This window comes from Streptomyces sp. NPDC048211 (genome assembly GCF_043202315.1).
GTDB lineage: Bacteria > Actinomycetota > Actinomycetes > Streptomycetales > Streptomycetaceae > Streptomyces.
Window position 1 is genome coordinate 681260 of the sequence record NZ_JBIDAD010000003.1, and the last position, 13353, is coordinate 694612.

22 protein-coding genes and 2 pseudogenes are annotated in these 13353 nt (G+C 68.3%); 22 read left to right on the plus strand and 2 right to left on the minus strand.

Translation table 11 applies throughout. The features are described 5' to 3' along the window. Window positions 1–148: 148 nt before the first annotated feature. From ACGFZA_RS15720 to ACGFZA_RS15730, 3 genes and pseudogenes are all read left to right on the plus strand, one after another. Complete coding sequence (locus ACGFZA_RS15720) at window positions 149–3181, plus strand: BTAD domain-containing putative transcriptional regulator (protein ID WP_393679465.1); 3033 nt, start codon at window positions 149–151, stop codon at window positions 3179–3181. A gap of 95 nt (window positions 3182–3276) precedes the next feature. Further along, window positions 3277–3739, plus strand: a pseudogene (locus tag ACGFZA_RS15725) (M24 family metallopeptidase); the annotation flags it as partial. Window positions 3740–3857: 118 nt separating this feature from the next. After that, on the plus strand, window positions 3858–4823 hold the full coding sequence (locus ACGFZA_RS15730) for an MBL fold metallo-hydrolase (RefSeq protein WP_393679467.1): 966 nt from the start codon (window positions 3858–3860) through the stop codon (window positions 4821–4823). Window positions 4824–5244: 421 nt separating this feature from the next. On the opposite strand, the gene ACGFZA_RS15735 is transcribed toward ACGFZA_RS15730, so the two are convergent. Continuing rightward, window positions 5245–5355, minus strand: a complete 111-nt coding sequence (locus ACGFZA_RS15735) for a winged helix-turn-helix domain-containing protein (RefSeq protein WP_393679707.1) — start codon at window positions 5353–5355, stop codon at window positions 5245–5247. A 551-nt stretch (window positions 5356–5906) separates the two neighbouring features. Here ACGFZA_RS15735 and ACGFZA_RS15740 point away from each other — a divergent pair. Then, window positions 5907–6548 carry a gamma carbonic anhydrase family protein gene (locus ACGFZA_RS15740; protein WP_393679469.1) on the plus strand — a complete coding sequence of 214 codons (642 nt, stop codon included), beginning with the start codon at window positions 5907–5909 and terminating at the stop codon, window positions 6546–6548. On the opposite strand, the pseudogene ACGFZA_RS15745 reads toward ACGFZA_RS15740, so the two are convergent. Then, window positions 6549–6956, minus strand: a pseudogene (locus ACGFZA_RS15745) (transposase family protein); the annotation flags it as partial. 56 nt (window positions 6957–7012) lie between these two features. Between ACGFZA_RS15745 and ACGFZA_RS15750 the strand changes: the two are divergent. The 18 genes from ACGFZA_RS15750 to ACGFZA_RS15835 all read left to right on the plus strand — a co-directional run bounded on the left by ACGFZA_RS15750 (window position 7013) and on the right by ACGFZA_RS15835 (window position 13345). After that, on the plus strand, window positions 7013–7324 hold the full coding sequence (locus tag ACGFZA_RS15750; RefSeq protein ID WP_371930258.1) for a transposase: 312 nt from the start codon (window positions 7013–7015) through the stop codon (window positions 7322–7324). Beyond that, window positions 7321–7800 (plus strand): IS3 family transposase, encoded by a 480-nt coding sequence (locus tag ACGFZA_RS15755; RefSeq protein ID WP_393679472.1) that lies wholly within the window; start codon window positions 7321–7323, stop codon window positions 7798–7800. The genes ACGFZA_RS15750 and ACGFZA_RS15755 overlap by 4 nt, the downstream gene beginning before the upstream one ends. Before the next feature lie 482 nt (window positions 7801–8282). Further along, window positions 8283–8426, plus strand: a complete 144-nt coding sequence (locus tag ACGFZA_RS15760; protein ID WP_393679474.1) for a hypothetical protein — start codon at window positions 8283–8285, stop codon at window positions 8424–8426. A 10-nt stretch (window positions 8427–8436) separates the two neighbouring features. Beyond that, complete coding sequence (locus tag ACGFZA_RS15765; RefSeq protein WP_393679476.1) at window positions 8437–8682, plus strand: hypothetical protein; 246 nt, start codon at window positions 8437–8439, stop codon at window positions 8680–8682. Further along, the gene (locus ACGFZA_RS15770) at window positions 8679–8825 is read left to right on the plus strand and encodes a hypothetical protein (RefSeq protein WP_393679478.1); all 147 of its coding nucleotides are present in this window, start codon (window positions 8679–8681) and stop codon (window positions 8823–8825) included. The genes ACGFZA_RS15765 and ACGFZA_RS15770 overlap by 4 nt, the downstream gene beginning before the upstream one ends. After that, window positions 8822–8947, plus strand: coding sequence for a hypothetical protein (locus tag ACGFZA_RS15775; RefSeq protein ID WP_393679480.1), 126 nt, complete (start codon window positions 8822–8824; stop codon window positions 8945–8947). Before ACGFZA_RS15770 ends, ACGFZA_RS15775 begins: the two co-directional genes overlap by 4 nt. Then, entirely contained in the window at window positions 8944–9102 is a 159-nt protein-coding gene (locus tag ACGFZA_RS15780) for a hypothetical protein (protein ID WP_393679482.1), read from the plus strand. The genes ACGFZA_RS15775 and ACGFZA_RS15780 overlap by 4 nt, the downstream gene beginning before the upstream one ends. Before the next feature lie 5 nt (window positions 9103–9107). After that, the gene (locus tag ACGFZA_RS15785; protein WP_393679484.1) at window positions 9108–9377 is read left to right on the plus strand and encodes a hypothetical protein; all 270 of its coding nucleotides are present in this window, start codon (window positions 9108–9110) and stop codon (window positions 9375–9377) included. Between the two features lie 34 nt (window positions 9378–9411). Next, on the plus strand, window positions 9412–9693 hold the full coding sequence (locus ACGFZA_RS15790; protein ID WP_393679486.1) for a hypothetical protein: 282 nt from the start codon (window positions 9412–9414) through the stop codon (window positions 9691–9693). Between the two features lie 89 nt (window positions 9694–9782). Beyond that, window positions 9783–9962 carry a hypothetical protein gene (locus tag ACGFZA_RS15795; RefSeq protein ID WP_393679488.1) on the plus strand — a complete coding sequence of 60 codons (180 nt, stop codon included), beginning with the start codon at window positions 9783–9785 and terminating at the stop codon, window positions 9960–9962. Next, the gene (locus ACGFZA_RS15800; protein WP_393679490.1) at window positions 9959–10276 is read left to right on the plus strand and encodes a hypothetical protein; all 318 of its coding nucleotides are present in this window, start codon (window positions 9959–9961) and stop codon (window positions 10274–10276) included. Before ACGFZA_RS15795 ends, ACGFZA_RS15800 begins: the two co-directional genes overlap by 4 nt. Window positions 10277–10418: 142 nt before the next feature. Next, complete coding sequence (locus ACGFZA_RS15805; protein ID WP_393679492.1) at window positions 10419–10679, plus strand: dsRBD fold-containing protein; 261 nt, start codon at window positions 10419–10421, stop codon at window positions 10677–10679. Next, window positions 10669–11100, plus strand: coding sequence for an endonuclease VII domain-containing protein (locus ACGFZA_RS15810; RefSeq protein ID WP_393679494.1), 432 nt, complete (start codon window positions 10669–10671; stop codon window positions 11098–11100). The genes ACGFZA_RS15805 and ACGFZA_RS15810 overlap by 11 nt, the downstream gene beginning before the upstream one ends. 49 nt (window positions 11101–11149) lie before the next feature. Further along, complete coding sequence (locus ACGFZA_RS15815; protein ID WP_393679496.1) at window positions 11150–11353, plus strand: hypothetical protein; 204 nt, start codon at window positions 11150–11152, stop codon at window positions 11351–11353. A gap of 19 nt (window positions 11354–11372) precedes the next feature. Further along, the gene (locus ACGFZA_RS15820) at window positions 11373–12194 is read left to right on the plus strand and encodes a hypothetical protein (protein WP_393679498.1); all 822 of its coding nucleotides are present in this window, start codon (window positions 11373–11375) and stop codon (window positions 12192–12194) included. Beyond that, the gene (locus ACGFZA_RS15825) at window positions 12181–12357 is read left to right on the plus strand and encodes a BldC family transcriptional regulator (protein WP_393679500.1); all 177 of its coding nucleotides are present in this window, start codon (window positions 12181–12183) and stop codon (window positions 12355–12357) included. The genes ACGFZA_RS15820 and ACGFZA_RS15825 overlap by 14 nt, the downstream gene beginning before the upstream one ends. After that, window positions 12354–12971, plus strand: coding sequence for a hypothetical protein (locus ACGFZA_RS15830; protein WP_393679502.1), 618 nt, complete (start codon window positions 12354–12356; stop codon window positions 12969–12971). The genes ACGFZA_RS15825 and ACGFZA_RS15830 overlap by 4 nt, the downstream gene beginning before the upstream one ends. A 77-nt stretch (window positions 12972–13048) precedes the next feature. Continuing rightward, window positions 13049–13345 (plus strand): hypothetical protein, encoded by a 297-nt coding sequence (locus tag ACGFZA_RS15835; RefSeq protein WP_393679504.1) that lies wholly within the window; start codon window positions 13049–13051, stop codon window positions 13343–13345. Window positions 13346–13353: the final 8 nt, after the last annotated feature.

The window sequence follows — 13353 nt, forward strand, 5'->3', positions numbered from 1 at the left end:
TGTTAATCACGGAGAAACCACGCTTGACCGGTGCCACGGTGGTATCGATGATTGACACCGTGGGATCGCGGCCGCCGCGTGGTCCGGGCCGGCGGCAGAGGCCGCCGGCCCGGCGGCGCGTGGTGCTGACCAGGATGGGGCGGGCCAGGTGGACGACGATCGCGGTTCCGGTGCGGACGGCCGGCGGATGGTGATCCGGCGCAAGCTCGCGGCGCCCGAGCCCGGGGACGACATCGTCGGACGGGACCGGCTGACCGCGCGGATCCGCTCCCTCGTCGAGCACCACCCCGTGGTCACCGTGTGCGCGACCGCCGGTGGCGGGAAGACCACGGCAGTCGCCCTGGCGCTGCGCGATCTCGGCCGCCCCGTCGCCTGGCTGTCGCTCGACGGCACGGAACAGGCGCCCGGCCGGCTGCTCGTGTATCTCGAAGCCGCTGTCGAGTCCAGCGTTCCCGCCGCCGCCCGTATCGCCTCCGACGCCCTGCGCAACGGCATCCGGACCGGTGAGGCCGCCGGGCTGCTCGCGGAGAGCCTGCAGGACAGCCGACTGGTGCTGGTGTGCGACAACGTCGAGCGGGTCACCGCCGACGAGGCGTCTGCCACGGTCCTGTCGTCCCTGGCCCGGTACCTGCCCGCAGGCGTCAACCTGGTGCTGATCTCCCGTACGGCTATCCCGCTGGCCCCGGAGTCGATCAGCGACCTCTCCCGCGTGGGTGAACTGGGCGAGGAAGACCTCGCGTTCGACACCGGCGAGGCGGCGCAGGCCCTGCGGCTGATCGGCAGACCCGACGTCGACGTCCAGGGTGTCGTCGACCTGACGGGCGGCTGGGTGGCGGGGGTGCTGTTCGAGGGGTGGCGGTCGGCGGAACTCGCCGGTCACCGGCCCGACGCCCTGCGCGACTACCTCTCCGCCAACATCCTCCGCACCCTCTCAGCGGACGAACGCACCTTCCTGCTGCACACCAGCCCCCTGTCCGAGATCTCGGCCGCGGACGCGATGGCGCTGGGCCAGGCCGACGCCGCCCGGGTGATGACCCGGCTGCGCGCCAAGCGGCTGCCCGTAAGCTGGTCACGGGACGGTGCCAGACTGACCCCGCACCCCCAGTTCCGGGAGTTCCTGGCCGGTGAACTGGCCGGCACGGAGGACCCGGGGACGGTGCGCCGCCTGCACCGGCTGCACGCCGACCTCCTGGTGCAGGAGGGCGCTCTGGAGGAGGCCGTGGACGCGCTCCTGCGCCTGGGCGACACGGAGGACGCGTGGCGGCAGGCCGCCGTAGCCCTCCCCGATCTGGTGGCCAGGATGGACTTCGCTTCGGCGGCCCGGTGGCTGGACGCCATGGACGCCTCCGGAAGGACGCCGACGCCGGAGGTCGGCACCGTGGTCCTGCGTGTCTCGTTCGCCCTCGAACAGTGCGGGCGCGGCAACGAACTCCTCGCCCGCTACGGCTACGACTGGCTCCCCGGACCCGACTCACCTCATTTCGAGGAGGCGTTACTCCTGGCGGCGTGGTGCCTGTGGCACTCCGGCCGCCTGAGCGAGGCACGCACGCTGGCCGACCGGCTCCCCGCAGGCCGCGCCCGGGAGGTCGCCGAGAACCTCCTGGCGCTGGCGGACGGCAGTTCGCCGCCTTTCCCCGACTACGCGCCGACCCCTTCGGGCACGGTGGACGGGCTGCTGATGCGGGTCGCGTACTTCCGCGGCCGCCTCAGCGGGCTGGACCGGCCCGCCGCGTTCGACCCGTGGCGGACGGTCCTCGGAGCGCCGTGGGTGATCGCCGGCCTGCGGGCGACAGGCCGCCTCGACGAGGCCATGGAGATGTACGAGGTACGCCGCGACGCATGGCAGCCACCCTGGCTGCACGCGTTCGACGCGGTCGACCTGATGGTCGACCTCGGCCGGGAGGACGAGGCGTGGGCCGCGCTGGAGCGCGGCCGCCGGCTGATCGCCGAGACGGGCTCCCGGCTGTACCACGTCTTCGGCCTGCTCAACGAGGCGAAGCTGTGCCTGCGCCTCCACCAGGACACCGAGGCGGCCGATCGCGCCCTTGCCGAGGCCGAGGCGGGCGGCGCGGCCGAGTACGCGTTCAGCCGGGAGCTCAGCCGGCTGTGGCGGGGACTGTCCCTCCTCCTCCGCAACCACGACGACGAGGCGCGCGCCGAACTGGAGGCCTGCGTCGACGGAATGCGGCGCGGTGACCGGCGCCTCGAACTGGCCACGGCCGCGGTCTACCTGGCGGAGGCGTACTGGCGGCACGGCGAGGAGGAGGCGTCGGACGCGGCGGCCGAACTCGCGCTCACCGAAGCGACGGCGCAGGGATCACAGCATCTGCTGCTCGCCGCCCTGACCGACGTTCCCGCCGTGGCGGTCCGGGAGGCGGACGCCTCGTCGACCCGGATGTCGCGCTGGCACGAGCTCACCGCCACGCTGGCGAGCCAGCACACGCTGCGCGTCACCATGAGGGCTCCGCGGCTGCTGCTGGAGGAGTTCGGGGACCCGGTCCTGACCGTGGACGGGCAGCCGACGGCCCTGCGGCTGAGCAAGAGCGTGGAACTGCTGAGCTATCTGCTCGGAGCCCGGCGTGCGGTATCGCGTCAGGAGCTGCTCGACGCCCTGTTCGACGGCCGCGACAACGCCGCAGGCCGCAGCTACCTGCGGCAGGCGCTGTACCGGTTGCGAGAAGTACTCCCCGGGGAACTCGTCCCGCACCAGGAGGGCGACCGTTTCCACTTCACCTGCTCCGAACTTGTCTGCGGTACGGCCCAGACGGTCCTGGACTCACTGGTGCAGGCCGACCACCAGGACGGCGAGACCCGCCTGCGGACGATGACGGACGCGCTGGCCCACGCCGACCGGGGACCGTTCCTCACGTCCCTGTCCAGTCTGTGGGTGGAGCGGCGCCGCTCCGAGATCGGTGAACGCGTCACCAGCGGCCGTATCGAAGCGGCCAGAATGGCGTTCCGGCTCAGCCGGTACCGCGAGGCCCGGCACCTCGTCGACGACGTACTGAAGACAAGTCCGTACCGCGAGCAGGCGTGGCAACTGGCGATCTCGCTGGCCCACGCCAGCGGCAGCGACGACTCGGTGCTGGCGCTGTACCAGCGGTACACGGTGGCCATGCGCGAGTTCGGGGTCGCGCCGTCAGCCGAGGTCCGCCGCCTGGTCACGCAGCTGCGGCGGTAGGCGGCTCCGCGATTTCGAGGGGATTAACGCCCCGCCGTCCACACTCGTTCCCACCACAACCCGCTCGCCGTGGAGGGAAACTCATGGCTGGTCCCCGCACCTTCGCGGTCGGCAGCGCGTCGCCCGCGCGGCGCAACGCGTACGTCAGGTGCCGTGAGTCACATGGACCGGGCCACCGCTCTCGTGAGACCGGGGGCCACCACCACGGACATCGTGTCCGTCCGGCCGACCGCCCAGGAGTTCGGCCTCCCGGACGAGGAGGCCGCGTTCGCCCTTCAGTACGGCCACGGTATCGGCCTGTCCATCCGGGAGACGCCGATCTTCTCCCGACCGGTCTCGCTGGCACACCCCGAGGTCCTCGAAGCGCGCATGGTCTCCGCGTTGGAGACCTACTGGCCCTCCGCCGACGGACCGGGCGCGGCCCGCATCGAGGAGGAACTGGCGGTCACCGAGAACGGCTGCGAAGTGATCACCCAGTTCCCCGCGGAGGAACTGCTGGTCGCGGGCCGGCGCTACCTCACGGTGGGCGGCCAACTGCCCACGCTGCGGGGTCCGCAGTGGCCTCGTAACCGTCCGCGGTCCCGGCCGGCCGGCCCACACGGCGCGGCACCACACAGTGCCGGGGCCCGACGTCCGTCGGGCCCCGGCGAATCGTCTGTCCGAAATGCGAGGAACGATGACGCAGACAGTCTCCGGCTTCGAGATTCCCCCGATTCCCCGGAACGCGACCGGCCCCCGGGTGCCGAGCTGCGGATACCTGGTCCAGGAGATCAAGGACGGCGTCCACTGGATCACCGACGGTGGATACCAGTGCGCGTTCGTGGTGTGCGAGGACGGGGTCGTCGCCATCGACGCGCCGCCCTCGCTGGGCGGACTCGTCACACAGGCCATCCGTGACGTGACGAGCAAGCCCGTCACCCACGTCGTGTACACGCACTCCCACGGCGACCACATCGGCGCGGTGAACCAGTTCCCGGACGACGCCATCCGCATCGCGCAGCGGGAAACGCACTCGATCCTGCTGGAGAGCGGCGACCCGGCACGTCGTCTTCCCGACGTGACCTTCAAGGACTCCTACCGTCTGGAGGTGGGCGGCCGGGTACTCGACCTGCACTACAAGGGGAGCAACCATGCCCCGGGCAACAGTTTCGTCCATCTGCCGCAGCAGCGGATCCTGATGCTGGTCGACGTGATCTACCCCGGGTGGGTGCCGTTCACCAACATCGCCCAGTCCAAGAACATCCGCGGTTTCATGGCGCATCACGATCACGCGCTCGCCTTCGACTTCGACACGATGATCACCGGGCACCTCACCCGTCTCGGCACCCGCGAGGACGTCGAGACGCAGCGCGCGTACATGCACGACATCCGCCGGGCGGCCCAGCACGCGTTGGAGATCACCCCCGAGAAGCGGGAACTGGCCCGTGAGGCGGTCGGGCTCGACCACATCTACCTCTACTTCAAGACCATGTACGAGGCCGCGGCGGCGGAAGCGGCCCGGCCGGTCATCGAGAAGTGGTCCGGGAGACTGGCCGGCGTGGAGACCCTCGGGGTGAACCACACGCTGACGATGTACCACAGCCTGCGCCTGGACGAGAACGCCGAGCCGCACGTGGTGTTCTTCCCGCCCCTCGCAACGTGACGGCCGTGCCGGCCGCCTGACGACGGTGCCGCCGTACGCCCTCGGGGCGTATGGCGGCACCGTCGTGCGACCCTGTCGGACGAGCAGCCGGAGGGGCTTTCCCGGAGCCGTCGAATCATCACGAACTGCGCGCATCGGATAGCGCTCGTTCCTGCCGCCTTCGCGCCCCCGCACCTCCCCTTCCGCACCCGGCATGGTGGCCGCACGCATAGCCGGACCCCGAGCTATGCCACCCCGCCACATGTGCGCCTGACCTGCGTGTTTCTACGGTGTGGCGACACGTTCCCGTCCCCGCCCAGCGCCCGGAAGTGGTACCCATGGCCACCCCAGCATCCGCTCCCCCGCCCGCGTCCAACCTCCGCCGTATCGTCGCCGCCAGCCTCATCGGCACGACCATCGAGTGGTACGACAACTCATTCGATCAGGGCTGCGACCTGCGGCTTTCCTCCCTCCAGACCTCGACCGCATCGTCATCGCGCTCGATCGCCCGCCGGGCAGGCTGCTGCCAGCTCCAGCCGTGCCGCTTCAGCAGCCGCCCCCTCGACCGTGCAGGAGACCTGGAAAAGCCGACCGATCATGGTCTTGATCCGTGCCAGTGTCCACCGCTGGTCCACCCACCCGTGGGCGAGTGGGCCGCGCTCCAACTCACGCTCCAGCGTGGCGAGCTGGGCTTCGCCGAGCCGAGGTCTTCCCGGAGACCCCTTCCACAGCAACCCCGCCTGGCCGCACTCGCGCCAGACCCGGCGCCCCCGCTCCACGGACCGCAAGCTGATCCGCAGCGCAGTAGCGACCTCCGTGTTCTTCTGCCCGCCCTCGAAGCGTTCGACGGCCTGGAGCCGTAGCCGCTCACGAGCGGCTCTCTTGGCGTCTGTCAGCCCGCCACCCTGCGCATACCTCACGCCTCCGGACTACCGGTGCCGAACGCCGACTGTCGGGCGAACGGCCCCGACACCACCCAATCAAGTTCAGTAGCAATCCAGTCACTGTCTCTATCTGGCTACCAGCAGCCACGACCTTGCCCTCGTCGTCTCGCGCCTCGGAAAGTCTCCTCCGGCCTGGCCGCCGAACGGCATCATCGCCGACATGATTATCAATCACCAGGGCGCATCGCCCACAGTCCACCCCTCGGCCTACGTCGCCCCCACCGCAACCCTGTGCGGGGACGTGCGGGTCGGGCCCGGATGCCGTGTCCTGTTCGGCGCGGTGCTTACCGCCGAGGGTGGCCCGGTCGAACTCGGCGCCAACAGCATCGTGATGGAGAACGCGGTCCTGCGGGGAACCCGCCGCGACCCCCTGACCCTGGGGCGCCAGGTCCTGGTCGGGCCCGGCTCCTACCTGACCGGGTGCACGGTGGAGGACGAGGTGTTCCTTGCCACCGGCTCTCGCGTCTTCAACGGGGCCCGCATCGGCACCCGCTCTGAGGTCCGCATCAACGCGGTCGTGCACCTGCGCACCGTCCTTGCAGCCGACGCGATGGTGCCGATCGGCTGGGTCGCGGTCGGCGACCCAGCCCGGATACTGCCGCCCGACCAGCACGAGGCCATCTGGGCCACGCAGAAAGAACTAGACTTCCCCGGCTACGTCTTCGGCCTGGAACGCCCCACGGAGGGGCAGAGCCTGATGCCGGCCCTGACCGAACGCTTCGGCCGCGCACTGGACCGCCACCACGCCGACCGCTCCGCAGAGGAAGCCCCTACGGAAAACAGTGAGCCTTTTCCATCTTGATCAGGTGGCGAGTTCGAGGGCGACGATGGCACGGACGATGGCGGTGGTCCGGTTGGTGCTGCAGCGGAGCTTCCGCAGGAGCCGCCAGCATTTGAGGGTTGCCATGGCACGTTCGCCGAGGCCGCGGATTCGGGCATGATCGCGGTTGTAACGCTGACGCCAGCCGCGCAGGTTCTTGCCCCGGAACGGGACGCGGACACCAGGGCCTGCGCCCTGATACGCCTTGTCCGCCCAGCATTTGATGTCGTCGGCGGCCAAGGCGGCGGGAATGCCGTGGGTCCGGGCCGCAGTCAGGTCGTGCACGGCTCCGGGTAACGCATCCGAGGCCCAGATCAGACGGCCGGCTGGATCGGCGAGGACCTGCACGTTCATCCCATGGTGTTTCTTCTTCCCGAGTAGTACGGGCTTGATCCGCTTTGACGGACATTCGAGATCTGGGGTTCAGCCCCGGGAGGATGTCCATCATGGAGAGCATGGGGAAGAAGAAGCCTCGCCGCCCTCGTCGTTCGTTCACGCCGGATTTCAAGGCTGAGATCGTCGGTCTGTGCCGACGAGGCGACCGGTCGGTCGGTCAGGTCGCCAAGGACTTCGAACTGACCGAGACCGCGGTGCGGGACTGGGTGAAGCAGGCCGAGGTCGACGCGGGCGAGCGCAACGGGCTGACCAGCAGTGAGCGCGAGGAACTGGCCGCGTTGCGGCGGGAGAACCGTCGGCTGCGTGAGGATGTCGACGTCCTCAAGCGAGCCACAGCTTTCTTCGCGAAGGAGACCCGGTGACGGTGCACCCGTTCATCGAGGCGGAGAAGCGTGCAGGTCACAGCGTCAAACGGGCGTGTGAGCTGATGAAGGTCTCCAGGACCGCCTTCTACGCCCGTCGCTCCGGCCTGCCCGGCCCCCGGGCGGTGCGGGATGCGGAGCTGACCGAACAGATCACCGAGGTCCATGCGCGATCGCGCGGGACCTACGGGGCTCCGCGCGTGCATGCCGTGCTCACAGCCCGTCTTCAGCCGCCCGAAACCGGCGCTCGCAGTCTCCATTCCGAGGACGCCACCCGCTCGTCCCTGGGATGGGTCCATACCTGCGGCAGCGTCGGCGTCGCCGTCCTCACAGCCCCCTTCGAGACTGAGACACGCGCCTCACGGATCTGCAGCAAGGACGCGTCCAAACGGAAGAAGCTTCAGGCGTCCGCTCCGCACCGAAATGCCCGACTGCAACGCAGCGTAGTCAGCACCAAGTCAGCACGGGAGAGGTGAAGACGGGTGATGACGTGGGCTTTTAGTCAGCACCAAACCAGCACGGGAGTCAGCACCGCCCTTGCGAAACATACCGAACAGTGCAACTCGGACAGCCCTCTCCCGCCAACCCCCCGAAGCGGAAACGGACTCGCGCCCCCTCCCCGTGGCGCCGGCCCGCACACCGGCAACCCGAACTATGGTGTCCCGCCACATACGCCCCTGACCTGGCCCTTCCTACGGTATGGCGACACGGAACCGTCCCCGCCCACCGTCCGGAAGTGGTACCCATGGCCGCCCCAGCAACCTCCCCACCAGCACCGTCGAACCTCCGCCGCATCGTCGCCGCCAGCCTCATCGGCACCACCATCGAGTGGTACGACTTCTTTCTTATGGCCTCTGACCTGCGATAACACCAACGCTACTCCACAACCCCCTAGGCGCCCCTGGGGGGTTGTTTTCATCCCATCAAGTCCGATTTCTCCGCAAATCAGGTGAGTTCGATGACCAACCAGGAATTCGAAGCAGTGCAAGAGCAGATCGCCGCGTACGTCAAGGCGACGTCGTTCGGAGACCCGGACGACGACGCCGACGCCGAGCATCACCGCCACACCGAGCACGCCGAGTACGGCGCCGCACGGCACTGAGGGGTTCGTCATGAACATCACCGAGCGGAAGAAGATCCACAAGCGGTTCTACCCGGCCGTCGACTACTACGCCGACGGTCACTGGCACGTCGCTACTCCCCCTCACCCGCTCGACGGCCGAAGCGTCGCCGAGTTCGTCCAGGAGGCCCGAGCCGGCTGGCCCAAGGTGCCAGTCCCGGGCGACCCGCGAAAGGCCGCTCAGGCCCTCGCCAAGAAGTACAGCGCCGGTCTCGACGTATCGGAGTGGAAGTCATGAGCGCACATGTCTGGCCGCCGCACACCCCCGGCTCCCTCGTCTGGGACTGCCCCGGCTGTGAAGACGTCGCCGCCGAAGAGGCCGCATGGTCGGCCCACGGAAACGGCGCCGCGATGAACGTCGACTGGGACGACCCGGAATGAGCGACCACCGGCCGCCGCGAATGACCGACCGGCGGTTCTACGCACTCCTCGTCTACACGGCCCTGCTCACGTTCTTCGTGGGCGGGGTCGTTCTCACTCTCGCCGGAAAGGGCCACTCATGAACGACACGCAGATCATCCTGAACGGCGCGAATGCCGAGCACGAGGAAATGGAGCTTGAAGCCCTTGTTCACGTGCTCGGCAACGAGGAATGCCAGCGCGCCGTTCGGCATCAGATCCTTCCGGTCACCATCGCACGCGTGCAGATCGAAGAGTGATTCCGATGATGGAACTCAAGAGCATCGAGGGGTTCGACCGTGAGCAGTGGACGACTGTTCAGGTTCACCGCCTCCACAAGGGCGACGTCTTCCGTTTCCCGGATGACGAGTCGGAAAGCGTGGTTTCGACTGCGCCGTTTCCTTACGAGGATGACGGCGCCGCGTGGGTGGAATTCGCAACCCGCAATGCGCGCACAGGAGTACGTGAGGGCAAATCCATCTACCGGCGGACGACTTCCGTTCTCGTCCGGCGCGACGTCACGGCGGTGTTCTGACATGGGTATATGGCCACAAGACCCGGACGGCGATATGACGCCGATCCTCGAACAGTCCATTGAAGCCGTCAAGGAACGGCACCCGTCCGGGAAGGCCGTACCGATGGCACCGAATCTCACCGCGCACGACCGGTGCGACGCCTGTTCTGCCGCAGCACAGTTCCGGGTCCACCGGGTCGGCGGGCTCGAACTCGACTTCTGCGGCCACCACTGGCAGAAGCACCACGCCCCCCTCTACGCCGAAGGCTGGTTCGTCGTCGCCGGAACCAAGCTCGCGATGGAAGAGGCGTACGCCGCCCTGGACGGCGTCTCGTGAGCTACCCGGCATGGGTCGAGGAATCCCCGAACCCCGGATACGAACGCCACCTTTTCGACCAGATGGCAAACGCAGACAGGAAACCCGTCATGAACCAGCAGCGAATCCAGCGCCGTAAGGTCACCCGTCGTCGCGAGACGGACTGGGAGACGGCCGCCGATGCTGAGCGCCACGACCGGGAGCAGCGGGCGCGGAGGCAGGCGCGGAAGGCCACCGCGCAGGCAGAACGGTTCGTGGCCTACCTCAAAGAGTGCGAGGTCGACGCGTGAGCGATGGCGAACTGGTCCCGGTGTCTCAGGACGTCGCTGATGACTGGCAGGCGTACGAGACTGCGAAGGCCGCCCGCGCCCGGTGGGACGCCGAGGAGAAGCGACTCAAGCTGAAGATCCTCGGCGCCCTCGGGTACACCGACGACGATGACGCCCCGGCCCCGGTGCAGGCCGTAGCCCCTACTGGGGAGCCCCTGTTCCGGGTCTCGATCGGCCGGTACCGAGGAATGGACTTCAACCACCTCCGTACCAACTATCCGCACATCTACGCCGAGTGCGAGACGTCGAAAGCGACCAAGTCACTCAAGGCATGAGCGGGGGTGGGCATGGACGGCTGTGCCCACCTCTGGAACTCCGCAATCGGCGTCCCTTCGAAGGTCGTTGAGTGCGACTGGTGCGTTCGCTGCTCTGTGACGCGCCCCGGCTATCTGGACCCGAAACAGAAGTGGAAAGAACATGACCCGACCGAACCGCACGCTGACCATGACTGATGAGATCAAGGTCGTAGTGCTCGCCGACGACGACCGGACCCAAGCTGAAGTGATGGCCAAGCGCCCCTTCGGCTATGCGAGCGTCGGAGTAGGTGAGGCTCGGCGCCGCCCCGGCGACCCCCGGGACGCGGAGCTGGGCGAGATGCTGGCCTTGTCTCGGGCGTTCAAGGACGCGCACCGGACCATGACCAAGCTCATCTCCGAGGCGTACCCGAATGGGGCGTGACCCCGAGGCGAAGCCGTGCAAGGACTGCGTGACGGACTGGGCAGGCTTCCCGCCCCCGGCCGCGAAGCAGCGCCCCGCCCCTCACCCGGGGCCCCGGTGCGCAACGCACTGGCGAGCGGAGAAGAAGCGCCGGAGCGCCGCCGCGCATGAAGCGTCGGTACAGCGGACGTACGGGCTGAAGCCCGGCCAGTACGAGCAGCTGTACGAGGCGCAGGGCGGAACGTGCGCGATATGCCCCCGGGCGACCGGGGCGACCCGTCGCCTGTCCGTCGACCACGACCACAAGACGGGGGAAGTCCGCGGGCTGCTCTGCCGCCCCTGCAACGACATGTTGGGGCACGCCCGCGACGACTGGGCGATGTTCGCGAAGGCCGCCCGCTACCTGACGAATCCGCCGGCTCGGGAGGTTCTTCGACGATGACGCCCCGCCGCAAGGTTACTGATCTGCCGCTCCCCCCGGAGGCCCCGCCGTGTTCGGACGAAACACCCGCTGGCACACCGACACCTGCCAGGTCTGCGACATGTTCGCCGCCGTCTCCCACGACACCGGACCCATCACCCCCGAGCCCCATGAGCGCATCCCCGCAGATGTCGTCTACCGGGCCGAGCCCGGCCCCGGCTGCCGGTGCACGTTCTTCAGTCAGTGCACCGCATGCGCCGCCGGGGGTGGGTGAGTTCCGGCAACCCAAGCCGATGTTCGACCAGCCGTCGAGGGCGGGGACGTCGAAGGTGGTGACGTCTGCGAAGCCGATGACGCCGCTGGGGTTGGAGATCACCGCCCGTCTCAAGGAGATGTTCCACGGGTTCTCGAACCGGATGGAGCGGAACCAGCAGGCCACCCTTGGGCCGTCAGAGATCGGCACCCCGTGCGATCGGCGTATCGCCATGTCCCTGATGCGGTTGCCCCCGGTGAATCCGGGTGGCGACAACTGGGCGTCGTTCGTGGGGACGATGGGGCACGAGGGCATGAGCCAGATGCTCGAATGGGCCGACGCAGGTTCCGGCCGGTACGCGTCCGAGCTTCGCATGACGTCCCCCTCGAAGCGTGTTCCGCACGGCACGACGGACCTGATTGACCGGGTCCTGCTGTACGTCGGTGACTTCAAGTTCATGGGTCAGTGGTCCCTCGACAAGCTGAAGACGGAGGGGCCGTCTCCCACGTATCGGGTGCAGGCACACACGTATGCGTTCATGGCGTCGCTGCGAGGCGAAACGGTCAAACACGTTGCGATCCTCGGCATGCCCCGGGACAAGCCGAACCTGGACGACATGTACGTGTGGACGGAGCCGTACAACCCGCAGATCGCGCGTGACGCCCTCGCCCGCGTCGACCGCATCGGGGAGTCCGTAGATGCGCACCTAGCCACTCTCTACGGCAAGGCCGAAACGAACGAGTCGGAGTCCAAGGTTATGACTGCCGCTCAGTTCCCGATCGATGCTGCCGACTGCCGTTTCTGCCCGTTCCACAAGCCCAACTCCTCGAACCTCGAATGGGGGTGCAATGGCCGCAACTGATCTGATGACGCCCCGGGAAGTGGCGAACCTGTTTCGTGTCGACGTCAAGACCATTGCCCGTTGGGCCAAGCTCGGCAAGCTGTCGAGCATCCGGACTCTCGGCGGGCATCACCGGTACCGCCGAGCCGAAATAGAAGCGCTACTGGAAGAGGAAACCGAGTGAGCGAATTCGCGCAACCGTCGAGCGGTGGCGACAAGTTCGAACCAGGGGACTACAACGGCCGGTTGCTGCTGTTCTACCCCAAGAGTTACAACCCCAACGAAACGACGAAGTTCGGGCCGTCGACTTCGGCCGACGTCGATGTGATCGTGGTCGACCTCCCGGACCCGGCTACCGGCCAGCCCACCATCAAGTTCAACGCCCGCGTGTTCGGGAATCTCGCCAACAGCGTGCGCGACAGCATCGGCGCTGTGGTCCTGGCCAGGCTCGGCCAGGGTCCGAACACGAAGGGCAACCCGCCGTGGATTCTCCTGCCCCACACGGACGCCGACGGCGCGATGGCGTCGCCGGTGAATCAGGCGTACCAGGCCGGGCAGTTCAAGCAGCCGGAGCGGCCCCCACAGGGTCAGCAGCCCCCCGCGAACGATGCGTGGGCCGGGATGGGCCCTACGACTGCGGCGCCCCCGGTTGCGGCTGCACCTGTTGCCGCCCCGGTCGCTGCACCTGCTCCGACTGGTGATCCGAACGTTGCCAAACTCATTGCAGCCGGGATCGACCCGGCGAAGGTGGCCGCGATGGACCCGAACACCCGGGCCATGGTCGCCGCGACCCTGTGACCCCTTCCTGTCGGCACGGCTGCACTCGTGGCTGTGACACCGGATGCCCTGAATGGACGACCCGAAAGGACCCGTACATGCCCCCTCGCACGAAGAAGACCACCGTCCCCGCCCCGGAGAAGGTAGAGGCCGTGACCGAAGAAGCTCCCGCCCCCGTCGTCGCCGAGGCGGACGAGAAGCCGAAGCGCGGCCGGAAGGCTTCGCCCCTCACCGCGGTTCTCAAGGAGTTCGAGACGGCGAAGACCAAGCTGGAGCGGGCCGCGAAGAAGCGGGCCGGTGTCGATGCCGTGGTCCAGGAGCACGAAGCGGCTCAGGCCCGGTACGACGCGGCGAAGACCGCCCTGGACGCGGTGTACGCGGACCTGACGGCCTAACCAGAAAG